Annotated in this window: 16 protein-coding genes and 1 tRNA gene; 9 read left to right on the top strand and 8 right to left on the bottom strand. The window is 66.1% G+C overall.

Annotated features, from left to right (window positions below):
- The first annotated feature begins 42 nt into the window (after window positions 1-42).
- The 3 genes from glnL (at window position 43) to ACT2FV_RS27560 (ending at window position 4,967) form a co-directional block, all read left to right on the top strand.
- Window positions 43-1,185: a nitrogen regulation protein NR(II) gene (glnL, locus tag ACT2FV_RS27570; RefSeq protein ID WP_059608424.1), complete on the top strand. Its 1,143-nt coding sequence runs from the start codon at window positions 43-45 to the stop codon at window positions 1,183-1,185.
- A 46-nt stretch (window positions 1,186-1,231) separates the two neighbouring features.
- Window positions 1,232-2,761, top strand: coding sequence for a nitrogen regulation protein NR(I) (gene ntrC, locus ACT2FV_RS27565; RefSeq protein ID WP_226115670.1), 1,530 nt, complete (start codon window positions 1,232-1,234; stop codon window positions 2,759-2,761).
- A 79-nt stretch (window positions 2,762-2,840) separates the two neighbouring features.
- Entirely contained in the window at window positions 2,841-4,967 is a 2,127-nt protein-coding gene (locus ACT2FV_RS27560; RefSeq protein WP_444505172.1) for a prolyl oligopeptidase family serine peptidase, read from the top strand.
- Between the two features lie 26 nt (window positions 4,968-4,993).
- On the opposite strand, the gene xth is transcribed toward ACT2FV_RS27560, so the two are convergent.
- A complete protein-coding gene (xth, locus tag ACT2FV_RS27555) occupies window positions 4,994-5,770 on the bottom strand; it encodes an exodeoxyribonuclease III (protein WP_203249536.1) in 777 nt (258 codons plus the stop codon).
- A gap of 181 nt (window positions 5,771-5,951) precedes the next feature.
- Between xth and ACT2FV_RS27550 the strand changes: the two genes are divergently transcribed.
- Window positions 5,952-6,028: transfer RNA gene (locus ACT2FV_RS27550), tRNA-Met, on the top strand.
- 82 nt (window positions 6,029-6,110) lie between these two features.
- Here the strand turns inward: ACT2FV_RS27550 and ACT2FV_RS27545 are convergent.
- Window positions 6,111-6,803, bottom strand: a complete 693-nt coding sequence (locus ACT2FV_RS27545) for an aspartate/glutamate racemase family protein (protein ID WP_059608420.1) — start codon at window positions 6,801-6,803, stop codon at window positions 6,111-6,113.
- 166 nt (window positions 6,804-6,969) lie between these two features.
- On the opposite strand from ACT2FV_RS27545, the gene dinB reads away from it, so the two are divergent.
- The gene (gene dinB / locus ACT2FV_RS27540) at window positions 6,970-8,175 is read left to right on the top strand and encodes a DNA polymerase IV (RefSeq protein WP_444505171.1); all 1,206 of its coding nucleotides are present in this window, start codon (window positions 6,970-6,972) and stop codon (window positions 8,173-8,175) included.
- A gap of 63 nt (window positions 8,176-8,238) precedes the next feature.
- On the opposite strand, the gene ACT2FV_RS27535 is transcribed toward dinB, so the two are convergent.
- From ACT2FV_RS27535 to fixL, 4 genes are all read right to left on the bottom strand, one after another.
- Window positions 8,239-10,326 (bottom strand): M3 family metallopeptidase, encoded by a 2,088-nt coding sequence (locus ACT2FV_RS27535; RefSeq protein WP_444505170.1) that lies wholly within the window; start codon window positions 10,324-10,326, stop codon window positions 8,239-8,241.
- Window positions 10,327-10,580: 254 nt separating this feature from the next.
- Window positions 10,581-11,438 (bottom strand): bifunctional methylenetetrahydrofolate dehydrogenase/methenyltetrahydrofolate cyclohydrolase FolD, encoded by an 858-nt coding sequence (folD, locus tag ACT2FV_RS27530; protein WP_124903509.1) that lies wholly within the window; start codon window positions 11,436-11,438, stop codon window positions 10,581-10,583.
- Between the two features lie 243 nt (window positions 11,439-11,681).
- Entirely contained in the window at window positions 11,682-12,320 is a 639-nt protein-coding gene (gene fixJ, locus ACT2FV_RS27525; protein ID WP_006493245.1) for an oxygen response regulator transcription factor FixJ, read from the bottom strand.
- Complete coding sequence (fixL, locus tag ACT2FV_RS27520; RefSeq protein ID WP_124903507.1) at window positions 12,317-14,833, bottom strand: oxygen sensor histidine kinase FixL; 2,517 nt, start codon at window positions 14,831-14,833, stop codon at window positions 12,317-12,319. Before fixL ends, fixJ begins: the two co-directional genes overlap by 4 nt.
- Window positions 14,834-15,106: 273 nt before the next feature.
- On the opposite strand from fixL, the gene aceE reads away from it, so the two are divergent.
- The 3 genes from aceE to lpdA all read left to right on the top strand — a co-directional run bounded on the left by aceE (window position 15,107) and on the right by lpdA (window position 21,562).
- On the top strand, window positions 15,107-17,803 hold the full coding sequence (aceE, locus tag ACT2FV_RS27515; RefSeq protein WP_151051006.1) for a pyruvate dehydrogenase (acetyl-transferring), homodimeric type: 2,697 nt from the start codon (window positions 15,107-15,109) through the stop codon (window positions 17,801-17,803).
- 70 nt (window positions 17,804-17,873) lie between these two features.
- A complete protein-coding gene (aceF, locus tag ACT2FV_RS27510; protein WP_444505169.1) occupies window positions 17,874-19,520 on the top strand; it encodes a dihydrolipoyllysine-residue acetyltransferase in 1,647 nt (548 codons plus the stop codon).
- A 272-nt stretch (window positions 19,521-19,792) separates the two neighbouring features.
- Window positions 19,793-21,562, top strand: coding sequence for a dihydrolipoyl dehydrogenase (gene lpdA / locus ACT2FV_RS27505; protein ID WP_444505168.1), 1,770 nt, complete (start codon window positions 19,793-19,795; stop codon window positions 21,560-21,562).
- A gap of 206 nt (window positions 21,563-21,768) precedes the next feature.
- Here the strand turns inward: lpdA and ACT2FV_RS27500 are convergent, their stop codons facing one another.
- The gene (locus ACT2FV_RS27500) at window positions 21,769-22,335 is read right to left on the bottom strand and encodes a phasin family protein (RefSeq protein WP_059608412.1); all 567 of its coding nucleotides are present in this window, start codon (window positions 22,333-22,335) and stop codon (window positions 21,769-21,771) included.
- 656 nt (window positions 22,336-22,991) lie between these two features.
- Here ACT2FV_RS27500 and pbpG point away from each other — a divergent pair.
- The gene (pbpG, locus tag ACT2FV_RS27495) at window positions 22,992-24,140 is read left to right on the top strand and encodes a D-alanyl-D-alanine endopeptidase (RefSeq protein ID WP_059608411.1); all 1,149 of its coding nucleotides are present in this window, start codon (window positions 22,992-22,994) and stop codon (window positions 24,138-24,140) included.
- Between the two features lie 101 nt (window positions 24,141-24,241).
- Here pbpG and ACT2FV_RS27490 read toward each other — a convergent pair whose 3' ends face one another.
- Window positions 24,242-25,051, bottom strand: a complete 810-nt coding sequence (locus tag ACT2FV_RS27490; RefSeq protein WP_059608410.1) for an IclR family transcriptional regulator — start codon at window positions 25,049-25,051, stop codon at window positions 24,242-24,244.
- Between the last annotated feature and the right edge of the window lie 89 nt (window positions 25,052-25,140).

Below are 25,140 nucleotides of genomic sequence, written 5' to 3'. Positions count from 1 at the left end.
CATTTCCATTTTTCGACCCGGTGAGGCGCGACGACACGCACGATGGCTCTGAAGAATCTGATCAAGGCGAAGACGGGGCAGCCCGAGCGACTGACGGAAGACGAGCGGCTCACGCGCTCGGGCCTGCTTGCGGGGCTGGAAGCGCTGCCGACGGTCGTGATCGTGCTCGACCGCAAGACGCTGCGGGTCGCGTACGCGAACCCATCCGCGGAGGCGATGCTCGACATCTCGCGCCGGCAGCTCGCGCAGCGGCCGTGGGGCGAGATTTTCCCGAACGCGAACGAGCTCGCGTCGACGATCACCGCGATCGGCGAGGAGCGCTTTCACGCGACGCATCTCGATACCGTGCTCGATCGGCCCGGCCGCGAACCGCTGCACGTGCATGCGATCGTCGGCTTCCTCGAGACCGCGCCCGATTTCGTGCTCGTCGAGCTGTTCGAGAACGAACGGCAGTCGCGCACCGATCGCGAGGAACGCATCCACGACCTGACCGCGGTCAACAAGCAACTGATCCGCAACCTCGCGCATGAAATCAAGAACCCGCTCGGCGGCATTCGCGGCGCAGCCCAGCTGCTCGAATTCGAACTGAGCGAGCGCGAGCGCGGCGAGTTGCGCGAATACACGCAGGTGATCATCAAGGAGTCCGACCGCCTGCAGACGCTCGTCGACCGGTTGCTGGAGCCGCATCGGCATCCGCACATCGTCGGCGACGTCAACATTCATGAAGTGTGCGAACGCGTGCGCGCGGTGATGCTCGCGGAATTTCCGCGCGGGCTCTCCATCGAGCGCGATTACGACGTGAGCGTGCCGGACCTGCGCGGCGACAAGGAGCAGTTGATCCAGGCGCTGCTGAACATCGTGCGCAACGCCGCGCAGGCGCTGCGCGAACGGATCGCGCAGGGCGACGCGAAGATCGAGCTGCGCACGCGCGTCGCGCGCAAGGTGACGATCGCGAAGCGCCTGTACAAGCTGGCACTGGACTTGCACGTCGTCGACAACGGGCCCGGCATTCCGGAGGAGATCCGCGACCGGATCTTCTACCCGCTCGTGTCCGGGCGCGACGACGGCAGCGGCCTCGGCCTCACGCTCGCGCAGACCTTCGTGCAGCAGCACGACGGGATGATCGAGGTCGAGAGCCGGCCCGGCCGTACCGAATTTCAGATCCTGCTGCCGCTCGATCACTGAGCGACGGCATGGCGATTCACCGGATTCACCCATACCTGACCGACCTATGAAGCCGATCTGGATAGTAGACGACGACCAATCGATCCGCTGGGTGCTCGAAAAGGCACTCGCCCGCGACAGCTTCGCGACGAAGAGCTTCGCGAACGTGCGCGACGCGCTGGCCGCGCTCGACCATGAGACGCCGCAGGTGCTCGTGTCCGACATCCGGATGCCGGGCGGCTCCGGCCTCGAGTTGTTGCAGGCGATGCACGAGCGCTTGCCGGGCCTGCCCGTCATCATCATGACGGCGTTCTCCGATCTCGACAGCGCCGTCGCGGCGTTCCAGGGCGGCGCGTTCGAATATCTCGCGAAGCCGTTCGACGTCGACAAGGCCGTCGAGCTGATTCGCCGCGCGGTCGAGGAGAGCCTGCGCGGCGGTGCGCCGCAGGACGAGCGCATCGCCGAGGCGCCCGAGATGCTCGGCCAGGCACCCGCGATGCAGGACATGTTTCGCGCGATCGGCCGCCTGTCGCATTCGGCCGCGACCGTGCTGATCACCGGCGAATCGGGCACCGGCAAGGAACTCGTCGCGCGGGCGCTGCACCGTCACAGCCCGCGGGCGAACGGCCCGTTCATCGCGCTGAACACCGCGGCGATTCCGAAGGACCTGCTGGAGTCCGAACTGTTCGGCCACGAGCGCGGCGCGTTCACCGGCGCGCAGACGACCCGCCAGGGCCGCTTCGAGCAGGCCGAGAACGGCACGCTGTTCCTTGACGAAATCGGCGACATGCCGTTCGATCTGCAGACTCGCCTGTTGCGCGTGCTGTCGGACGGCCAGTTCTATCGGGTCGGCGGCCACAACCCGCTGCGCGCGAACGTGCGCGTGATCGCCGCGACGCATCAGAATCTGGAGGCGCGCGTGCGGCAGGGGCTGTTCCGCGAGGACCTTTACCACCGGCTCAACGTGATTCGGCTGCGGCTGCCGCCGCTACGCGAACGCAGCGAGGACATCGCGCTCCTCACGCGCCACTTCCTGCAGAAGAGCGCGCGCGATCTCGGCGTCGAGCCGAAGCGCGTGTCGGACGAAGCGCTCGCGTATCTGACGTCGTTGCCGTTTCCCGGCAATGTGCGGCAGCTCGAGAACCTCGCGAACTGGCTGACCGTGATGGCGCCGGCGCAGACGGTCGAGATCAAGGACTTGCCGCCCGACCTCGTGCCGGCAGGCGCAACGGTGACCGCGATGGCCGATGGCGCGGATGCGCCCGGCGGTGTGAGCGGCGGCGTTGCGGGCGACGCGGCGCGCGCGCAGCTGGCGGCGGGTGGCGTGCCGTTGACGGCGGCGCCCGTCGCGGCCGCACCGAACGGTGCGCCGGCCGGCTATCCGATGTGGGAAAGCGGGCTGCGCACCGAAGTCGCGCGGCTGCTGCGCGAGAATTCGTCCGACGTGATGGACGAGCTCGCGCGCCGCTTCGAGGCGGCCGTGATTCGCGAGGCGCTCGATTTCACGCGCGGCCGCAAGGTCGAGGCGGCGGAGCGGCTCGGCATCGGCCGCAACACCATCACGCGCAAGATCCAGGAACTGCATCTGGAGCCGTAAGCCTCTATCGCGGCATGCGCGGGTGTCGCGCATGCCGCGATCGGACATAATCGCGGTTTGCCGTCAGGTGCGTTCCGTCATGTCCGATTCCTTCCGCTGGCCCGCCGGGGCCGATCCCTTCCGTTTTCTCGAAGCGCTCGACAGCAAGCGCGCCCGCGCGTGGGTCGACGAGCAGAACGCGCGCACGCGTATCGCGCTGCGCGACGACGATGCGTATCGCGCGCTCACCGCGCGGCTCGCGCAAGCGTATCTGCCGCGCGAACGCCCGGTGATTCCGACCCGCTGGCGCGACTGGGCGTACGACCTGTGGCAGGACGATCTCCATCCGAAGGGACTGTGGCGCCGCGCGCGCTGGGACGACTGGCGCGCCGGCCGGCCCGAGTGGGAAACGCTCCTCGACGTCGACGCGCTCGGCGCGCAAGAGGGCGAGTCGTGGGTGTTCGAGCAGGACGCAATCCTGTATCCCGACGGTGACCGCGCGCTGCTGTCGCTGTCGCCGGGCGGTGCCGACGCCGTCGTCGTGCGCGAGTTCGATCTCGTGCAGCGTCGTTTCGTCGACGGCGGTTTCACGATCGACGAGCCGGGGCATCACACGCTCGGCTGGATCGACCGCGATACCGTCTACGTGAGCTGGGATCGCGGCGAAGCGCATGCGACCGCGGCCGGCTATCCGTACGAAGCGCGCCGCTGGGTACGCGGCACGCCGCTCGCCGATGCGCCGGTCGTGTTTCGCGGCGAGCCCGACGACATCAGCGCCGGCGCGTGGTTCGACCCGATCGATGGCCGTCACGTCGCGTGGCGCAGCGTGGATTTCTTCGACGCACACGCGTACTGGCTGACCGACGCAGGCGAGTGGGCACGCTACGACGTGCCGACGCATGTCGAGGTCGGCTTCTGGGAAGGCTGGCTCGTGCTGGAGCCGCGGCTCGACTGGGACTGCGGCGGCGTGCATCACGCGGGCGGCTCGCTGCTCGCGATCCGCGAGCAGGCGTTCCTGGCAGGGTCGCGCGAGCTCACGACGCTGTTCGCGCCGCGGCCGTCGACGTCCGCCTGCACGTGGACGCACACGCGCACGATGCTGATCGCGAGCTGGCTCGACGACGTGCACAACCGCACGATGCTGTGGCAGCCGCGCCAGGGCGAGGACGGCACGTGGACGTGGGACGCGCGGCCGTTCGACTGGCCGGGCGATGCGCAGATCGACGTCGAGCCGGTCGAGTCGACGCTGAACGACGACGTGTACGTGGACGTCGATACCTATCTCGATCCGCCCGAATGCTGGCTCGCCGACCTGGCCGATCGGGCGGCCGATGCGCCGTCGCGCCGCGTGCTGCTCGATCGGCCGCCGGTGCGGTTCGATGCGGCCGGGCTCGTCGTGCGTCGCGCGAATGCCCGTTCGCGCGACGGCACGGTGGTGCCGTACACGCTGATCGGGCCGCGTGACGCGCTCGATGCGCGCGATGCGCCGGATCGCGCCGACGGCAGCGCCCGCGTCGCACGCCCGTGCCTGCTGTCAGGCTATGGCGGCTTCGCGATTCCGAACCTGCCCGGCTACAGCGATGCACTCGGCATTGCGTGGCTCGAACGCGGCGGTGTCGCGGCGTTCGCGCACATCCGTGGTGGCGGCGAATTCGGGCCGGGCTGGCACGTCGACGCGCAGCGCGAACATCGGCAGCGCTCGTTCGACGACTTCATCGCGGTGGCCGAGGACCTGATCCGCACCGGCGTGACGACGGCCGCGCAACTCGGCATCGAGGGCGGCAGCAACGGCGGGCTGCTGGTGGGCGCCTGCATGGTGCAGCGTCCGGAACTGTTCGGCGCGGTGCTGTGCCGCGTGCCGCTGCTCGACATGCGGCGCTATCCGAAACTGCACGCGGGCGCCGCGTGGCTCGACGAGTATGGCGATCCGGACGATTCGCGCGAGGGCGCGGCGCTCGCCGCGTACTCGCCGTATCACCGCGTGCGCGAAGGTGTCGTGTATCCGCCGCTGCTGCTGACGACGTCGACGCGCGACGACCGCGTGCATCCGGCGCATGCGCGCAAGATGGCCGCGCGCATGCATGCGCGCGGCCACGAACGGGTGTGGTACTGGGAGAACACCGACGGCGGCCACGGCAGCGCCGACGATCTGGAGCGCGCCGAATCGGATGCGGCGGAGTTCGGTTTCCTATGGGCCCATCTCGGGCCCGCGCCCGCGCGCGATTGAGCGCGCGCGTGAGAGTGGGCAGGGGCTCAGCCGACGATCGCGACGACGGGTGTGTGGTCGGACGGCTGGTCCCACGTGCGCGGCACGCGGTCGACTTCGCACGACGTGCAGGTGGCGGCGAGCGCCGGCGACAGCAGGACGTGGTCGATGCGCAGCCCCGCGTTGCGGCGGAACGCGAACATCCGGTAGTCCCACCACGTGAAGGTCTTCTCCGGCTGCTCGAAACGGCGGAATGCATCGACGAAGCCGAGTTCGATCAGCTTCGCGAAGTGCGCGCGCTCCTGCGGCGACACGAGGTTCTGGCCTTCCCATTTCGCCGGGTCGTGCACGTCGCGGTCTTCCGGCGCGATGTTGTAGTCGCCGAGCAGCGCGAGCTTCGGGTAGCGCTGCATCTCGGTGGCCAGCCACGCATGCAGCGCGTCGAGCCACTGCATCTTGTAGACGAACTTGTCGGAGTCGGGCGCCTGGCCGTTCGGGAAATAGGCGGACACGATGCGCACACCGTCGACCGTCACGGCGATCACGCGCTGCTGCGGATCGTCGAAGCCGGGGATGTTGCGCACGACGTCCGATTCGTCGACGGCGAGCGTGTCGCGCACGAGGATCGCGACGCCGTTGTAGGTCTTCTGGCCCGCGAACCAGCTGCGGTAGCCGGCAGCCTCGAGATCGGCGCGCGGATACTTCTCGTCGGGCAGCTTCAGTTCCTGCAGGCACAGCACGTCGGTTCCGCTTTGCGCGAGCCAGTCGAGCACATGCTGCTTGCGGACGTTGAGCGAGTTGACGTTCCAGGTGGCGATTTTCATGAACGGGAATGCGTGCGGGGTGAATGCGAAGGCCGCCATCTTACCGCGAGCAAGGGGCGCGAACGCGCGCGACACGCGACGCGAAGCAGGGGCGATGCATCGCGTGATCGACGACCTGCAAAGAAATTGTGACAAAAGTGTTGACGTGAGTACTTCATCACCCTATAATTTATTTCTCTGACGCGGGGTGGAGCAGTCTGGCAGCTCGTCGGGCTCATAACCCGAAGGTCGTAGGTTCAAATCCTACCCCCGCAACCAAGCACACCAGACGATGTGCAGCGCAAGTGACCGATGCGCGCTTCGTCGACAGGAACCCGGCCTCGTGCCGGGTTTTTTGTTTTCAGCCCGCCGCCCACTCGACCGCCGCCTTCGCATGCAGCGCGGTCGTATCAAATACCGGCAGCGGCGAATCGTCTGCGCCGATCAGCAGCGTGATTTCCGTACAGCCGAGTATCACCGCCTGCGCGCCGCGTTTCGCCAGTTCGTCGATGATCGCTACGTAGGTCGCGCGCGACTCGGCATCGATGACGCCATGACACAGCTCGTCGTAGATGATCCGGTGCACGTCGCTACGCGCGGATTCGTCCGGCACCAGCACGTCGAGGCCGAATTTGTCGCGCAGACGCTCCGTATAGAACGGCAGTTCCATCGTGTAGCGCGTGCCGAGCAGCGCGACGCGCTCGACGCCCGCTGCTCGCAGTGCGGTGCCGGTCGGATCGGCGATGTGCAGGAAAGGCAGCGCCACCGCAGCCTCGATCGCGTCGTGCACGCGGTGCATCGTGTTGGTCGTCAGCACGACGAGATCGGCGCCGGCCGCTTCGAGCCGGCGCGCGGCATCGGCCATCCGTTCACCGAGCGCGGCCCAGTCCTGCGCGCGCTGCAAAGCTTCGATCTCCGCGAAATCCACCGTGACCAGCACGCTCTTCGCATTGTGATGGCCGCCGTGCAGCGCCTTCGAATGGCGATTGATCATCCGGTAGTACTCCGCCGACGATTCCCAGCTCATCCCGCCGATCAGTCCGATCGTCTTCATCCGTCACCCGTGCGTTTCTTGAACTGTGGCAGACGAGTATAGGGGGCGGTCCTTGCGCGCGGCGGTACGATCCGCGCGAAGCGGACCGGTACGGTGCCGCCGGAACGTGCCGGAACTGCGCGGAGGCGACCGAACGCGACTTCACGCGACAGTTGAAACGGGAACTGTGTTTTTGTACAGTATTGACACCGTGAATCCGACCATCATCCCGCCTGCCGATCCGCGCGTGCCGCCACCCGGCGACGCACCGTCACGCGTGCGCAAGATCATCCATTGCGACTGCGACTGCTTTTACGCGTCGGTCGAGATGCGCGACGACCCGTCGCTGCGCAACCGGCCGCTCGCGGTCGGCGGCCGGCCCGACCAGCGCGGCGTGATCGCGACCTGCAACTACGAGGCGCGGCGGTATGGCGTGCATTCGGCGATGTCGTCGGCGCTGGCGATGCGCAAGTGCCCGGACCTGCTGATCCTGCCGTCCGCGATGGACAAGTACCGCGCGGCGTCGCGGCAGATCATGGCGATCTATCGCGACTACACGCGTGACGTCGAGCCGCTGTCGCTCGACGAGGCGTACCTCGACGTCAGCGGTTCCGAACTGTGCCAGGGCAGCGCGACGCTGATTGCACGGGAGATTCGCCGGCGCGTGTACGACACGGTCGGCGTGACGGTGTCGGCGGGCGTCGCGCCGAACAAGTTCATCGCGAAGATCGCGTCCGACTGGAACAAGCCCGACGGCCTGTTCGTCGTGCGCCCGCATGAGGTCGATGCATTCGTCGCGGCGTTGCCGGTGCGCAAGCTGCACGGCGTCGGGCAGGTGACGGCCGCGCGGCTCGACCGGCTCGGCATCCAGACCTGCGCTCAGCTGCGCGACTGGTCGCTGATCGATCTGCATCGCGAGTTTGGCGCATTCGGCCGGCGGCTGTATCAGCTCGCGCGCGGAATCGACGAGCGGCCCGTGCAGGCCGACCAGGAGCGCAAGTCGGTCAGCGTCGAGACGACCTACTTGACCGACCTGACGACGCTCGAGCAATGCGCGGACGAGATTCGTCGCCTGGTCGTGCAGCTCGACGCGCGGATCGCGCGCGCGGGCGCGGCCCGCACGATCCGCAAGCTGTACGTGAAGATCCGCTTCGCGGATTTCCAGCGCACGACGGTCGAGTGCGTGGCCGACGCGACGAATGCGCAGACGGCCGTCACGCTGCTCGCGAAGGGGCTGCAGCGGCGCGCGCAGGCGGTGCGGCTGCTCGGCGTCGGCGTGCGCATCGACGAGGACACGGCCGAGCGTCACGGGCAGTTTTCGCTGTTCGACGACGAGGCCGACCTCAACACCGACAACACGGACGAAGCAGGCGGCGAAACGCCGGCACCATGATGAAAAAAGGCACCGCCGAAGCGGTGCCTTTCGATGCAGGCGGACGAGCCGGGCAGGGCATGCTCAGTGCGCGGGGGGCGCCATCCCGTTGTGGCGCAGCAGCGCGTCGATTTCCGGCTCGCGGCCGCGGAACGCCTTGAACGAATCCATCGCCGGCCGGCTGCCGCCGACTTCGAGGATCTCGCGGCGATAGCGCGTGCCGGTCGCCGCGTCGAGCACGCTGCCGCTCGCGGCAGCCGCTTCCTCGAACGCCGCGTACGCGTCGGCCGACAGCACCTCGGCCCACTTGTAGCTGTAATAGCCGGCCGCATAGCCGCCCGCGAAGATGTGGCTGAACGTATTCGGCCAGCGCGAGAACGCCGCCTGCGGAATCACGTGGTAACGCTCGTTGATCTCGCGCGCGAACGCGTTCACGCCGGTCGTGCCGGCCGGGTCGAAGTCGACGTGCAGCAGCATGTCAAACATCGAGAACACGATCTGGCGGAGCGTGCCGAGACCGCTCTGGAAGTTCTTCGCGGCGATCATCTTGTCGAACAGCTCGCGCGGTAGCGCGGCGCCCGTATCGACGTGCGACGACATCGACGACAGCACGTCCCATTCCCAGCAGAAGTTTTCCATGAACTGCGACGGCAATTCGACCGCATCCCATTCGACGCCGTTGATGCCCGACACGCCGAGTTCGTCGACGCGCGTAAGCATGTGATGCAGCCCGTGGCCGAATTCATGGAACAGCGTGATGACTTCGTCGTGCGTGAAGCATGCGGGCTTGCCGCCGACCGGCGCCGAGAAGTTGCAGGTCAGGTACGCGACCGGCGTCTGCACGGCGTTGCCGCGCTTCGCGCGCGCACGCGCATCGTCCATCCACGCGCCGCCGCGCTTGCCTTCGCGTGCATACAGGTCGAGATAGAACTGCGCGACGAGCGAGCCGTCGCGGTTCTCCACGCGGAAGAAGCGCACGTCCTTGTGCCACACCGGTGCGTCGTCCGGCTTGATCCGCACGCCGAACAGCGTTTCGGTGACCGTGAACAGGCCCTTCAGCACGGCCGGTTCCGGGAAGTACTGCTTGACCTCGTTTTCCGAGAACGCGTAGCGCTGCTGGCGCAGCCGCTCGGCCGAGAACGCGACGTCCCACGGCGCGAGCTCGGCCAGACCGAGTTCCTTCGCGGCGAACGCGCGCAGTTCGTCCCAGTCCTTGTCAGCGTGCGGTCGCGCGCGCGTCGCGAGATCCTCGAGGAACGCGATCACCTGCTGTGGCGATTCGGCCATCTTCGGCGCGAGCGACACTTCGGCGAAGTTGCGGTAGCCGAGCATCTGCGCTTCTTCGCGGCGCAGCTTCAGTTCGTCGGCGACGATCGCCGTGTTGTCCCACTCGGCCTTGCCGCCGCCGTACTGCGGGCCGAGTTCCGATGCGCGGGTTGCATACGCGCGGTACAGCGTCTCGCGCATCGCGCGGTTCTCGGCGTACTGCAGTACCGGGAAGTAGGACGGGAAGTGCAGCGTGAACTTCCAGCCTTCCTTGCCTTCCTTCTGCGCGGCTTCGCGGGCCGCTTCGATCGCGTCGCCCGGCAGGCCGGCCAGCTCGGCTTCGTCGTGCGCGAAATACGCATACGCGTTGGTTGCGTCGAGCACGTGGTCGGAGAACGCCTTCGACAGCGCGGCCTGCTGCTCCTGCAGTTCCGCGAAGCGCGGCTTCTGGTCCTCGGGCAACTCGGCGCCCGACAGGCGGAAATCGCGCAGCGCGTTGTCGAGGATCTTCTTGCGCTCGGCGGACAGCGTCGCGTATTCGGCGCTCGCGGCGATCGCCTTGTACTTCTCGTACAGCGCGAGGTTCTGGCCGACGCTCGACCAGAACTCGGTCACGCGCGGCAGGTTTTCGCCGTAGGCGGCGCGCAGCTCCGGCGTATCGGCGACCGCGTTCAGGTGGCCGACGACGCCCCATGCACGCCCGAGCGGCTCCGTCGCCTGCTCGACCGTCTCGACGATCGCGGCCCATGTCGCCGGCGTCGCTGGCGCGCTCGCGGTGTCGACCGCGCGGTTGGCGGCATCGAGCAGCGTGTCGAGCGCGGGCGTCACGTGTTCCGGACGGATCTCGCCGAAGCGGGGCAGGCCGGAGAAATCGAGGAGCGGATTGGTGTTGGCGCTGGCGGACATTAAGACTCCCTGTCTGTTGCCGGATGAACCGGGGTGAAAAGGGTGAGGCGCGATGCGGCGGCGCCCGATACCGACATTATTGGGGCGCATCGCGCGCTTTCCAATCGTTAGTTTCTAACGACGCGATTGGATGCGCTCGGTACGGGGTCGGATACGGGGGAATTCAGTGCGACGGCGCGGCCACGGCGGGCGACCGGCGAGACGCCGGCGCGCGAATGCGCGCCGGCTGGGCGGGCAGAGCAATCGGGCGGCGCTCAGGCGGCCGCGGCAGCGCGCTCGGCGGCTTCGATCGTGTTGATCAGCAGCATCGTGATGGTCATCGGGCCGACACCGCCCGGCACCGGCGTGATGTGACCGGCAACTTCCTTCACACCAGCGAAGTCGACGTCGCCACACAGCTTGCCCGCATCGTCGCGGTTCATGCCGACGTCGATCACGGTCGCGCCGGGCTTGACCATGTCGGCGGTCAGAATGTTGCGCTTGCCGACCGCGGCGACCACGACGTCGGCCTGGCGCGTGTGCGCGGCGAGGTCGCGCGTCTTGCTGTGGCAGATCGTCACGGTCGCGCCGGCTTCGAGCAGCAGCATCGCCATCGGCTTGCCGACGATGTTCGAGCGGCCGATCACGACCGCGTTCGCGCCCTGCAGCGGGATGTCATGCGCCTCGAACATCTTCATCACGCCGTACGGCGTGCACGGGCGGAACAGCGGCTTGCCCGTCATCAGCGCGCCGGCGTTCGCGACGTGGAAGCCGTCGACGTCCTTCTCCGGCGCGATCGCCTCGATCACCTTGTGGCTGTCGATGTGTTTCGGTAGCGGCAGCTGGACCAGGATGCCGTGGATCTTCGGGTCGCGGTTCAGTTCGTCGATGCGCGCGAGCAGGTCGGCTTCCGACAGGGTGTCCGGGTACGCATCCTTCTGCGAGAAGAAACCGTTGTCCTCGCACGCCTTGATCTTGTTGCGCACGTAGACTTCGCTCGCGGGGTTCGCGCCGACGAGGATCACCGCGAGACCAGGCTGGTGGCCGCGTGCGGTCAGGGCGGCGGCGCGTTCGGCGGCCTGTGCGCGCAAGGTCTTCGAAAGGGCGTTGCCGTCGATGAGGAGGGCTGTCATGGTGGTGGTTTTGCCGGGAAGTTGGAATGCGGGCGTGCGGCGCACGAAACGCCGCAGCAAAGCACGCAATTATACCGGTCGCCTGCCGTCGTCCGACAGCGAATACAAGGAAAGCGTCATGGCGGCAGTGCCGGCGCTCCGGGAGGCGGCGCCGGGCACGTGCCGTGCGAGCGGGCCGCATCGCGCGGCGCGGTCGTGCGGTGGTGCGGCCAGCGGGGCAGGTGCCCCGCGGCCGCGCAACGTTCAGGCCTGCTTCTTCGACAGGGCGAGGCGCAGCAGGTCGGCGACCGTGTTGACGTTGAGCTTTTCCATGATGTTCGCGCGGTGGGCTTCGACCGTCTTGATGCTGATCCCGAGATCGTCGGCGATCTGCTTGTTCAGCCGGCCGGCGATGATCCGCTCGAGCACCTGCTGCTCGCGCGCGGTCAGCTTCGACAGACGCTCGCTCGCGGCGCGCTGTTCCTGGACGCTCTTGCTTTCGCTTCGGGCCTTGTCGAGCATCCGCTCGACGAGCTTGCGCAGCTCGGCCTCGTCGAACGGTTTCTCGATAAAGTCCATCGCACCCTTTTTCATCGTCGACACCGCCATCGGCACGTCGCCGTGGCCCGTGACGAAGATGATCGGCAGCGCGGCGTTGTCCGCGATCAGGCGCTCCTGCAGCTCGAGGCCGCTCATGCCCGACATCCGCACGTCGAGGATCAGGCAGGCGATCTGGCCGGCCTGCTGTGCCGGCTGATAGGCATCGAGGAACTGCTCCGCGCTCGAGAAGCATTGCACGCGATAGCCGTTCGCCTCCAGCAGCCAGCGCAGCGAGTCCCGTACGGCTTCGTCGTCGTCGACGACGAAGACAGTTTCCTGAGTGGTGGTGACAGGGCTATTCATAGTTCTCCCGTAACGGTATGTGATGCCGATGCCTCGCGCCCCCCTTGGCCGAGATCAGCGGGTTCCCCAATGGGCAGGCTGCAGTGGAACGTCGCGCCGGAAATGCGGCCATCCGGCTCGACGTTGTTGACCACCCACAGACGCCCCCGATGCGATTCGATGATCGAACGGCAGATGTTCAGCCCCATGCCCATGCCATCGGACTTGGTGCTGTAAAACGGTTCGAACAGGCGCTCGGCGGTCGCTTCGTCGACGCCCGGGCCCTGGTCGATCACGCGGATGTCGACGAAACCCGCGTCGATGTCGGCGACCACGCGGATCACGCCGTCCGCCGACGCCGGCTTCACGTCGGCCATCGCCTCGGCCGCGTTCTTCAGCAGGTTCATCAGCACCTGCTCGATCAGCACGGGGTCGACATAAATAATAGGCATTCTTGCGAGGATTTCCGTGACGATCCGGATCCTGCGCTTCCTGGCCTCGATTTCGGCGAGCCCGACGGCGTCGGCGACGATGTCCGCGACGCGCGCCGGCTGGCGCTTCGGCTCGCTGCGCTTCACGAATTCGCGGATCCGCTTGACGATCATCCCCGCGCGCAGCGCCTGCTGCGCGGTCTTTTCCAGCGCGGGCTGCAGCGTCTCGGGCGTGCCGCGGCCGCTCTTGACGAGCGCGAGCGTGCCCGAGCAGTAGTTGTTGATCGCGGCGAGCGGCTGATTCAATTCGTGTGCAATCGACGACGCCATTTCACCCATCGTCATCAATCGGCTCGTGAACTGCAGCTTCTCTTCCTGCTGGTGCGCGAGTTCCTGCGCCTTCTTGCGGGTCGTGATGTCGGTCGCGATCTGCATCTGCGCGAGGTGGCCGTCCACCCACTGGATGTACTGGCGCCGCACCTCGAACCACTTCTGGATGCTCTCGACGTACACCTCCTGCGCATCGGCCGTGCTGCTCGTCAGCGCGGCGGCCGGCAGGCCCGCGAACGCGTCGACCATGTCGATCGAGTCGGACGATGCCTGCGCGCGGTCGAAGCCGCCGCCGGACAGCTCGAGGTGGCCGTCCGGACGGATGCCGAACAGGTGGCGGTAGTAGCGGTTCGCGAACAGCAGCTCGGCTTCGTCGGCGGCGAGCACCGACACGGCGGCGTCGAGGCTTTCGAGCACCGTCGTGAAGCGCTCGTGCGCGGCCGCGAGTTCCTCGCGTGCGCGCTTCGGCTCGGTGATGTCGGTCATCGACGACATCCAGCCGGTCTGGCGGCCCGAGCTGTCGATCAGCGGCGACACGTAGAGGCGCGCATGGAACAGCGTGCCGTTCTTGCGCCGCACGCGCAACTCGAAGCCCGAGCTCGGTGCCTTGCCACGCAGGGTCATGTCGAGCTGGCGCTGCATTTCCGGGTAGGCGTCGCGCGGCCAGTACGGGAACGGCGCGACCTTGCCGACGAGGTCGGTTTCGTCCCAGCCCGTCATCCGGCAGAACGCGGGGTTCACGTGCGTGATGCGGCCGTGCATGTCGAGCACGCGCATGCCGATCAGCACCGAGTTTTCCATCGCGCGGCGGAAGAACGCTTCCGCGTACAGCGCCTGCTGCGCCTCGAAACGCTGGCGCGTGTGCTTCCACAGGCTCCAGAGGCTCCACAGCACGAAGCACGACAGCCCCGCGACGAGCCACACGAGCGTATTGTTGGTCAGGTTCGTGAGCTGCGGGAATGCGTACACGCGCACGGTGAGCCCCTGGCCGGGCGGATCGAGCGGCAGGTCGTAGTGGGAGTCGCGCGGCAGGCGCGGGCGCGTCGACGTGGACGACAGCTCGCGGTTGTTCGAGTCGGTGATCGAGATCTTGTACTTCGACGACAGCTCCTGCGGGATGTCGTGCTTCAGGATCCCTTCGACCGAGAACACCGCGGCGATCGAGCCGAGATATTCGCGGTCGCCGCGCATCACGGGCGTCTGCAGCGTGATGAAGCCGTTGCCGAAGTCGTCGTAGATCAGCGGCGAATAGGCCTGGCGGCGCGTGCTGCGCGCTTCGTCGTACGCGCCGCGCACGGCGTCCTGCATCTGGGCGTCGCCGGGCTTCGCGAGCCGCTGGCCGAGCAGCGGCGGGTGCACGGTCGGCCAGCGCTGCACGCCGGGCGCGGTGTACCAGTTCAGGTAGAGGATTTCCGGATGCGTCTGCATCACGTCCGCGACGGCCATCTGGAATGCATTCTGGTCGAGGCGGCCGGACGCGAGATCGCGCGACAGCGCCTGCAACTGCTCCTGCGCGCCCGTCATCGACAGACGGATCTGCTGCTGCGCCCACGCGACGTTACGGAACAGGGTGTCTTCCTGCTGCTGCTGTTCGCGGCGATTGAGGCTCCATAGAATCAGGCTCATCACCACGAGGAACACGAGGATCGACAGCAGCGGCGTCAGCAAATAGGAGTTGGACCACCACGGTCCGTGGTGCCAGCGGGACGGCTGCGACTCCGCCGGCGGGCCCGACGGTCGCGCCGAGCGTGCGAAAAGCCGATCGGTCAACATGGCAGGATTGTAGCGCAGCGCAATACATGGAAAACCCATACCGGATATGTTGAACGGAAACGGATTTGTCCTTGCGGCGCGTGCCGGAGAGGCCCGAAGCGAGGGTGCAGCGCAGCAATATTCCGCATTACGAGAAAAGATCTCATAATTCGAAAATTTTGTTGCGCGTGGTCGTACACGCTCATTACAATCCGTCGGAGCTTGCCCGCAGCCGGCCGCGTCGCGGCGTCTGCACAAGAGCGATCCTCACATTCCAGGACCCAGGAGACGAGAATGTCCGCTGTACCGAACGAAGTGATGAAATATGTCGCCGCCGATCGTGACGACGACCCGCAAGAAACCGTTGAATGGCTCGAGTCGCTCGACGGCGTGATCTCCTCCGTGGGCACTGGCCGCGCGCACTACCTGATCGAAAAGCAGATCGAATTCGCCCGCATGCACGGCGAACACCTCCCGTTCTCTGCCAACACCCCGTACATCAACACGATCCCGGTCGAAGCCCAGGCGAAGATTCCTGGCGACCAGGATATCGAGCACCGCATCCGTTCGTACACGCGCTGGAATGCGCTGGCGATGGTGCTGCGCGCAGGCAAGGATACGAACGTCGGCGGCCACATCGCATCATTCGCGTCGGCCGCGACGCTCTATGACGTCGGCTACAACCACTTCTGGCACGCGGCGTCCGACCAGCACGGCGGCGATCTCGTGTTCGTTCAGGGTCACTCGTCGCCGGGCGTGTATTCGCGCGCGTTCCTGCTCGGCCGCCTGAAGGAAGAGCAGCTCGACAACTTCCGCCAGGAAGTCGACGGCAACGGCATTTCGTCGTACCCGCACCCGTGGCTGATGCCGGACTTCTGGCAGTTCCCGACCGTGTCGATGGGTCTCGGCCCGATCATGGCGATCTACCAGGCGCGCTTCATGAAGTACCTGGAATCGCGCGGCATCGCGAAGACCGCCGGCCGCAAGGTCTGGGCGTTCCTCGGCGACGGCGAGACGGACGAGCCGGAATCGCTCGGCGCGATCGGCATGGCGAGCCGCGAGAAGCTCGACAACCTCGTGTTCGTGATCAACTGCAACCTGCAGCGTCTCGATGGCCCGGTGCGCGGCAACGGCAAGATCATCCAGGAACTGGAATCGGAATTCCGCGGCGCCGGCTGGAACGTGATCAAGGTCATCTGGGGCAGCCGCTGGGATGCGCTGTTCGCACGCGACAAGACGGGCGCGCTGATGCGCCGCATGATGGAATGCGTCGACGGTGAATACCAGACGTACAAGTCGGAGTCGGGCGCGTACGTTCGCGAGCACTTCTTCAACTCGCCCGAGCTGAAGGCGCTGGTCGCCGACTGGTCGGACGACGACATCTGGGCGCTGAACCGCGGCGGCCACGATCCGCACAAGATCTACGCGGCGTTCCACGAAGCCAGCAACACGAAGGGCGCGCCGACCGTCATCCTCGCGAAGACCATCAAGGGCTACGGGATGGGCGAGTCGGGCCAGGCGATGAACATCACGCACCAGCAGAAGAAGCTGCCGGTCGAGCAACTGAAGAAGTTCCGTGACCAGTTCCGCCTGCCGATCACCGACGAGCAGATCGCCGACGTGCCGTACCTGAAGTTCGAGGAAGGCTCGAAGGAACTCGAATACATGCGCCAGAAGCGCATGGACCTCGGCGGCTACCTGCCGCACCGCCGCGAGAAGGCGACGTCGCTGCCGGTGCCGGCGCTCGACGCATTCGAGCCGCTGCTGAAGGGCACGGGCGAAGGCCGCGAGATCTCGACGACGATGGCGTTCGTGCGGATCCTGAACATCCTGCTGAAGGACAAGGCGCTGGGCAAGCGCGTCGTGCCGATCGTCCCGGACGAATCGCGTACGTTCGGCATGGAAGGCCTGTTCCGCCAGATCGGTATCTGGAACCAGGAAGGCCAGAAGTACGTGCCGGAAGATTCCGACCAGCTGATGTTCTACAAGGAATCGGAAACCGGCCAGATCCTGCAGGAAGGCATCAACGAAGCGGGCGGCATGTGCGACTGGATCGCGGCGGCGACGTCGTATTCGACGCACGGCGAGATCATGGTGCCGTTCTACATCTTCTATTCGATGTTCGGCTTCCAGCGGATCGGCGACCTGGCATGGGCGGCGGGCGACATGCGCTCGCGCGGCTTCCTGCTCGGTGGCACCGCGGGCCGCACGACGCTGAACGGCGAAGGCCTGCAGCACGAAGACGGTCACTCGCTCCTGTGGGCGGCATCGGTGCCGAACTGCGTGAGCTACGACCCGACGTTCGGCTACGAACTCGCGGTGATCATCCAGGACGGTCTGCGCCGCATGGTGCAGGACCAGGAAGACGTGTACTACTACATCACGGTGATGAACGAGAACTACGAGCACCCGGCGATTCCGCAGGGCGAGCACGTGGCGGCCGACATCATCAAGGGCATGTACGCGTTCAAGAAGGCCGACGCCGACCAGAAGGCGCCGCGCGTGCAGCTGCTTGGCGCAGGCACGATCTTCAACGAAGTGATCGCTGCCGCCGACCTGCTGAAGAACGACTGGGGCGTCGCGGCCGACCTGTGGAGCGTGCCGAGCTTCACCGAACTCGCGCGTGAAGGCCACGAAGTCGAGCGCTGGAATCTGCTCCATCCGACCGAGGAACGTCGCCTGTCGCACGTGCAGAAGTGCCTGAAGGACACGCAGGGTCCGGTCATCGCATCGACCGACTACGTGCGCGCGCTGGTCGACCAGATCCGCGGCCAGGTCGATCGCCGCTTCGTCGTGCTGGGCACGGACGGTTTCGGTCGTTCGGACACCCGCGAGAAGCTGCGTCACTTCTTCGAAGTCGACCGTCACTGGGTCACCGTCGCCGCACTGAACGCACTGGCCGACGAAGGCACGATCGAGCGCAAGGTGGTCGCGGATGCGATTGCCAAGTACAACCTCGATCCGTCGAAGCCCAACCCGATGACCGTTTAACGCACACGCGCCGTGTGATGCCGCGCGCCGCTTCCGGGAGGGGCGCGCGCGGCCATGGAGACACAAAAAGATGAGTCAAGCGATCGAAGTGAAGGTGCCGGATATCGGCGATTACAAGGACGTGCCCGTCATCGAGGTGCTCGTGAAGGTGGGCGACACGGTCGAGCCCGAGCAGTCGCTCGTCACGCTCGAATCGGACAAGGCGACGATGGACGTCCCGAGCCCGGCAGCCGGCACGGTCAAGGAAGTGAAGATCAAGGTGGGCGATTCCGTGTCGGAAGGCTCGTTGATCATCCTGCTCGAAGGCGGTGCCGCGGCGCAGGTGAACGGCGCGGCCGCGCCGGCAGCAGCTCCCGCACCGGCGGCAGCGCCGGCACCGGCTGCAGCAGCGCCGGCTGCCGCACCCGCCGCTGCGGGTGGCACGCTCGAGGTGAAGGTACCCGACATCGGCGACTACAAGGACGTCCCGGTGATCGAGATCGGCGTGAAGGTCGGCGACACGGTCGAGAAGGAGCAATCGCTCGTCACGCTCGAATCGGACAAGGCGACGATGGACGTGCCGAGCCCGGCCGCCGGCGTCGTGAAGGAAATCAAGGTCAAGGTGGGCGATTCGGTGTCGGAAGGCACGCTGATCGTGCTGCTCGACGCCGCCGGCGCAGCGCCTGCCGCCGCGCCGCAAGCGAGCGCACCGGCACCGGCCGCTGCCGCGCCGGCTCCCGCCGCCGCACCGGCACCCGCGAAGGCTGCGCCGGCTCCGGCTGCTGCCGCGCCGGCCGCTGCACCGTCGGGCGAGTATCGCGCGAGCCACGCATCGCCGTCCGTGCGCAAGTTCGCGCGCGAACTCGGCGTCGAAGTCGCACGCGTGCAGGGTAGCGGTCCGAAGGGCCGTATCACGAAGGACGACATCACGGGCTTCGTGAAGGGCGTGATGACGGGCCAGCGCGCAGCGCCGGGCGCAGCAGCCGCGCCGGCAGGCGGCGGCGAGCTGAACCTGCTGCCGTGGCCGAAGGTCGACTTCTCGAAGTTCGGCCCGTTCGAGGCGAAGCCGCTGTCGCGCATCAAGAAGATCTCGGGCGCGAACCTGCATCGCAACTGGGTGATGATCCCGCACGTCACGAACAACGACGAAGCGGACATCACCGAGCTCGAAGCGCTGCGCGTGCAACTGAACAAGGAGCACGAGAAGGCCGGTGTGAAATTCACGATGCTCGCATTCGTGATCAAGGCGGTCGTCGCCGCGCTGAAGAAGTTCCCGACCTTCAACGCCAGCCTCGACGGCGACAACCTGGTGTTCAAGCAGTACTACCACATCGGTTTCGCCGCGGACACGCCGAACGGTCTCGTCGTGCCGGTGATCCGCGACGCGGACAAAAAGGGCCTCGTCGACATCGCGAAGGAAATGGCCGAGCTGTCGAAGGCCGCGCGCGACGGCAAGCTCAAGCCGGACCAGATGCAGGGCGGCTGCTTCTCGATCTCGTCGCTCGGCGGGATCGGCGGCACCAACTTCACGCCGATCATCAACGCGCCGGAAGTCGCGATCCTCGGGTTGTCGCGCGGCCAGATGAAGCCGGTGTGGGACGGCAAGCAGTTCGTGCCGCGTCTGACGCTGCCGCTGTCGCTGTCGTATGACCATCGTGTCATCGATGGCGCGGAAGCCGCGCGGTTCAATGCGTATCTCGGTGCGTTGCTTGCCGATTTCCGTCGCATCATTCTTTGATGAGCGGGGAGTTTGCTCGCGGGGCGTGGGTTTTTTGTCGGTTATCCATGCCTCGTCGTTGAACTGGCTTTCTTGACGGTCTGCTAGCGTCGCCCCTGCGCGGGGCGGCGGTCACTTTTCTTTGTCTTCCAAAGAAAAGTAACCAAAAGAAAGGCGCGTCCTTGGGCGGACGGCAAAGGTGGTCCTGCCCATGTGCGCGTTCTCTCGCCAGGCCGTAGTTCTTCCGCGAGCAGCTCCCTCTCTGTCTGCAGCTAATCAAGAAGGGGACAGTAATGAGTCTCATCGAAGTCAAGGTTCCGGATATCGGCGATTTCAGCGGCGTCGATGTCATCGAAGTCAACGTGAAGCCGGGCGACGTGATCGAAAAAGAGCAAACGCTCATCACGCTCGAATCGGACAAAGCCTCCATGGAAGTGCCCAGCGACGTCGCCGGCACGGTCAAGGAAGTCAAGGTCAAGGCCGGCGAGAAAGTCTCGCAAGGCACGGTCATCGCCATCGTCGAAGCAACGGCAGGCGCCGCCGCCCCCGCGAAAGCAGCCGAACCCGCGAAGGCCGCAGCACCGGCCCCGGCCGCTGCACCCGCAGCCGCTCCTGCACCCGCGCCGCAAGCCGGCAGCTACGCAGGTGCCGCCGACATCGAGTGCGACATGCTCGTGCTCGGCGCCGGCCCCGGCGGCTACTCGGCCGCGTTCCGCTCAGCCGACCTCGGCATGAAGACGGTGCTGGTCGAACGCTACTCGACGCTCGGCGGCGTGTGCCTGAACGTCGGTTGCATCCCGTCGAAGGCGCTGCTGCACACGGCACTCGTCATCGACGAAGCCGCGGCGCTGGCGTCGCACGGCATCACGTTCGGCAAGCCGGAGGTCGATCTCGACAAGCTTCGCGACTTCAAGGGCGGCGTCGTCAAGAAGCTGACGACGGGCCTCGCCGGCATGGCGAAGGCGCGCAAGGTCGAAGTCGTCACGGGCGTCGGCGCATTCGTCGATCCGTATCACATGGAAGTGCAGGGCGAAAACGGCAAGAAGGTCGTCAAGTTCAAGCAGGCGATCATCGCCGCGGGCTCGCAAGCCGTGAAGCTGCCGTTCATGCCGGAAGACCCGCGCGTCGTCGATTCGACGGGCGCGCTCGAACTGCGCCAGCTGCCCAAGCGCATGCTCGTGATCGGCGGCGGCATCATCGGCCTCGAAATGGCAACGGTGTACGCGACGCTCGGCGCCGAGATCGATGTGGTCGAAATGATGGACGGCCTGATGATGGGCGCGGACCGCGATCTCGTGAAGGTCTGGGAAAAGTACAACGCGAAGCGCTTCGGCAACGTGATGCTGAAGACCAAGACGGTCGGCGCGGAAGCGAAGGAAGACGGCATCTACGTCAAGTTCGAGGGCGAGAAGGCGCCGGCGGAAGCGCAGCGCTACGACCTCGTGCTCGTCGCGGTGGGCCGCAGCCCGAACGGCAAGAAGATCGGTGCCGACAAGGCCGGCGTCGCGGTCACCGACCGCGGCTTCATCGACGTCGACAAGCAGATGCGCACGAACGTCCCGCACATCTTCGCGATCGGCGACGTCGTCGGTCAGCCGATGCTCGCGCACAAGGCCGTGCATGAAGGCCACGTCGCAGCGGAAGCCGCGCACGGCGAGAAGGCATACTTCGATGCGCTGCAGATCCCGTCGGTGGCGTACACGGATCCGGAAGTGGCCTGGGCCGGCAAGACGGAAGACCAGTGCAAGGCCGAAGGCATCAAGTACGGCAAGGCCGTGTTCCCGTGGGCCGCATCGGGTCGCGCGATCGCGAACGGCCGCGACGAAGGCTTCACGAAGCTGATCTTCGACGAGGAAACCCATCGCGTGATCGGCGGCGGCATCGTCGGCCTGAACGCGGGCGACCTGATCAGCGAAGTGTGCCTCGCCGTCGAGATGGGCGCGGACGCGGAAGACATCGGCAAGACGATCCATCCGCACCCGACGCTCGGCGAATCGGTCGGCATGGCCGCCGAGCTGTACGAAGGCGTCTGCACGGACCTGCCGCCGCAACGCAAGAAGTAACGCGACCGGCATGGCAGGCCTTGTGTCGGCCTTGTTCCGGCCACGAAAAACGCCGCCGCCCGGGATATCCGGACGGCGGCGTTTTCTTTTGCCCGCAACCGACGGCAATGCACCAACGCAACGGCAACGACCGGATGCCCGGATGTTCCGACGCCGGAAACGAAAAAAGCCGCGCAGTGCGCGGCTTTTTCAGGAGCAGGGGACGCTTACGCGGCCGGCTTGCTCGAACGGCGCGATGCAGCAGCGCTCGCAGCCTTCGTCGCGACAGCGGCAGCCGCGTTGAAGTTCGTTTCGGCGATCTCGACGGCTTGCTTGGCAGCCTTCTGGACCGTTTCGTACGTCGTGTTCGCTGCGTTCAGTGCCGACTTCAGTGCGGCGACAGCCGTTTCCGAACCGGCCGGGGCGTTCTTCGCGACGTTGTCGACGAGTGCCTGGACCTTCTTGTTCTGCTCATCGAATTGCGCTTCGGCAACCTTCGCGAACTCGGCTTGCGTCGACGAGGCGATTTCATACAGGTGACGGCTGTACGAGAGCACCTTTTCCGCGACCGGCTGCGACAGGCTCGCTTGCAGCGCGATCAGTTCCTGCGCGTCCTTCACCGACAGCAGGCGCTGCGCGTTTTCCTGGCTTTCCGCCAGCGACGACTTCACGACCTGCAGGTTGAGTTCGATCAGCTTTTCGACGCCTTCGAACGCCTTGGTCGTCAGACCGAACAGGCTTTCGAGGTTGGCTTTCTGTGCGGCGGCGATTTGCTCGGGGGTCAGCAAGGACATGTCAAGCTCCTGAAAAGCGATCGCGTCGATCGCAGGGGGTAAGGGGGCACTACGCTGGGGAACCTCGGAGCCGCGTGCTTTGTGCAACGCAGCAATGAGTCGTATTTTAGGGCAGAGAAAACGCTTGTCAAGTATTTTTTGTGCGTTGCACAATCGCGACAAATTATCGATAAAACAACGAGTTATCATGACGATTCGGAATCGGTTTCAGGCGTGTTCCCACATGGTGCGCACCTGGCTGGGGAAGGCGCGGCGCACAATGATCATGCACAGGTAAACCTGACAGGCATGTGGAACGTTATGCTTCTGCTCCTGTCGAAAAGCGCGCCGTTTCAATGCGCGTGCCGTGGCGACGTGCCGCCGCCGCGGTCGACACCGGTGCCGCTGGCACACCGAGCGCCGGGTACGTACTTTCCCCGCTTTATTTCGTCGCCAAAGTGACGTTATCTCAATTAACCGCGTGGTAATCGGGAGACGGGTGCTGTCGGGCAGCGCATCTCATCAATTTTTTCGATGGGAGCGGGAGGGTTGATCGACTCGTCGTTGGTCAACTCTTACATTCCGGTTTAACGACGATCGGTAAGTGCCTAATATTGCTCTTTTTTTCAGCTTTAACTACACTTGCGGAAACTCCCGCCCGCTTTGTCCAGACCCCAATGAAAGCCGAATCGTTTTCACCGCGCAGATTGTTGCAGAGCATGACGCTCGGCACGGCTGTGTCGGTCGCCGTCGCCTTGCTGGCGACCGCTGCGTCCGTCGCACCCGCTGACGCCTTTGCCGCCACTGCGAAGACCCACCAGGCCGCCAAGAAAGCCGCTTCCACTTCCTCGGCGAAGAAGAAGACGGTGAAGGCCGCTTCCGCGAAATCCGCCAACGTCGCGGCCGATGCGCCGAAGGCCACGCGCAAGCGCGCGACGCTCGCGTCGAACGTACACGGCCACCGTGGTGCGGTGCGCAAGGTCGCGTTCCAGCCGCGTCGCCCGACGGTCGGCCAGGCATTCGGCCTGCACGACACGCCGGACGCGCTCGCGCTGCGCTCGAGCGTCGCGTACGTCGTCGACCAGAACACCGGCGAGCCGCTGTTCGACAAGAATTCGCACGCCGTCGTGCCGATCGCGTCGATCTCGAAGCTGATGACGGCGATGGTCGTGCTCGACTCGAAGTCGCCGATGACCGACCAGATCGAAGTCACCGACGAAGACCGCGACTACGAGAAAGGCACGGGCTCGCGCCTGTCGGTCGGCTCGGTCCTGTCGCGCGAGGACATGCTGCACATCGCGCTGATGGCGTCGGAAAACCGTGCCGCTGCCGCGCTGTCGCGCTACTACCCGGGCGGCCGTCCGGCGTTCATCGCCGCGATGAACGCGAAGGCGAAGTCGCTCGGCATGAACGACACGCACTTCGAGAATTCGACGGGCCTGTCGAGCTCGAACGTGTCGAGCGCGCGCGACCTCGTGAAGATGGTCAATGCGGCGTACCAGTACCCGATGATTCGCCAGTTCTCGACCGATCGCACGTACGAAGTCAATACGGGCAAGCGCAACCTGATCTACAACAGCACGAACGCGCTGATCCGTGGCAACGGCTCGTGGGACATCGGCCTGCAGAAAACGGGCTTCATCAACGAGGCCGGCGAATGTCTCGTGATGCAGGCGACTATCCACGGCCGGCCGATGGTGATGGTGTTGCTGGATTCGTTCGGCAAGTACTCGCGCTTCGCCGACGCGGCGCGCCTGCGCAACTGGCTCGACGCCGGCGGCGGCGAGCGCCTGACGGCGGCCAATACGGCGAACGGCGGTACCTGATCGCGCCACGGCGGTTCGCCGCCGTGCCGTCGCCGCAAACAAAAAGCCCCGCAATCGCGGGGCTTTTTTTCGTCCGGCCGTCGAACGGCGGGCGGTGCGGGTCATGCGTGCCGTTGCAGCCCTTCGGCGTCCTTCGTGGGCTCCGGCCGGTAGCCGAGCGATTCCGAAATGGTGAGGGCGGTGCGGCTCAACTGGCCGAGCCACGCGTCCTGCAGGCGATCGGCCGGTGCCGACAGCGACAGGCCCGCGACGAGCTTGCCCGAGTCGTCGTAGATGCCGGCCGCGATACAGCGCACGCCCAGCTCCAGTTCCTCGTTGTCGCGCGCGCACGATTGCTGGCGCACGAGCGTCAGTTCGCGCTCGAGCTTCGCGATGTCGGTAATGCTGTTCTGCGTATGGCCGGACAGCCCGGTGCGCGTCGCGTAGGCGCGCACGCGCGACGTTTCGTCGACCGCGAGAAACAGCTTGCCGACCGATGTCAGGTGCAGCGGCGCGCGGCCGCCGATCGCGCGGACGACCTGCATCCCCGAGCGCTCCGAATACGCGCGCTCGATATAGACGATTTCGTCGCCCTGGCGTACCGACAGGTTCACGGTCTGGCCGGTCAGGCGATGCAGTTCGCGCATCGGCATCAGCGCGGCGTCGCGTACCGACAGGCGCGCCTTCACGAGGTTGCCGAGCTCGAGCAGCCTCATGCCGAGCCGGTAGGTGCCGGGGTCGGAGCGGTCGACCAAGCGGCAGGTCACCATGTCGTTGAGGATACGGTGCGCGGTCGACGGATGAAGTTCGGTGCGCTGCGCAAGCTCCTTCAGGCTGACGGGGTCGCTGTGCGCGGCGAGCGCGTCCAGCAGCCGCATCATGCGTTCGATCACCTGGATCGACGTTTTGGAATCCGGGGTGGGTTGGCTCATGTCGGGGGGGGAATCGGTTGACGCATCAAGCGGTGTTGCGTCGATTGTATCTCGTATCGTGAAAAAAGCGAACGCCGTTCGAGGAAGTC

The organism is Burkholderia sp. PR2 (assembly GCF_052372875.1).
GTDB lineage: Bacteria > Pseudomonadota > Gammaproteobacteria > Burkholderiales > Burkholderiaceae > Burkholderia > Burkholderia diffusa.
The sequence above is the reverse complement of the archived record's forward strand: the minus strand, read 5'-3'. Positions and strand labels throughout refer to the sequence as shown.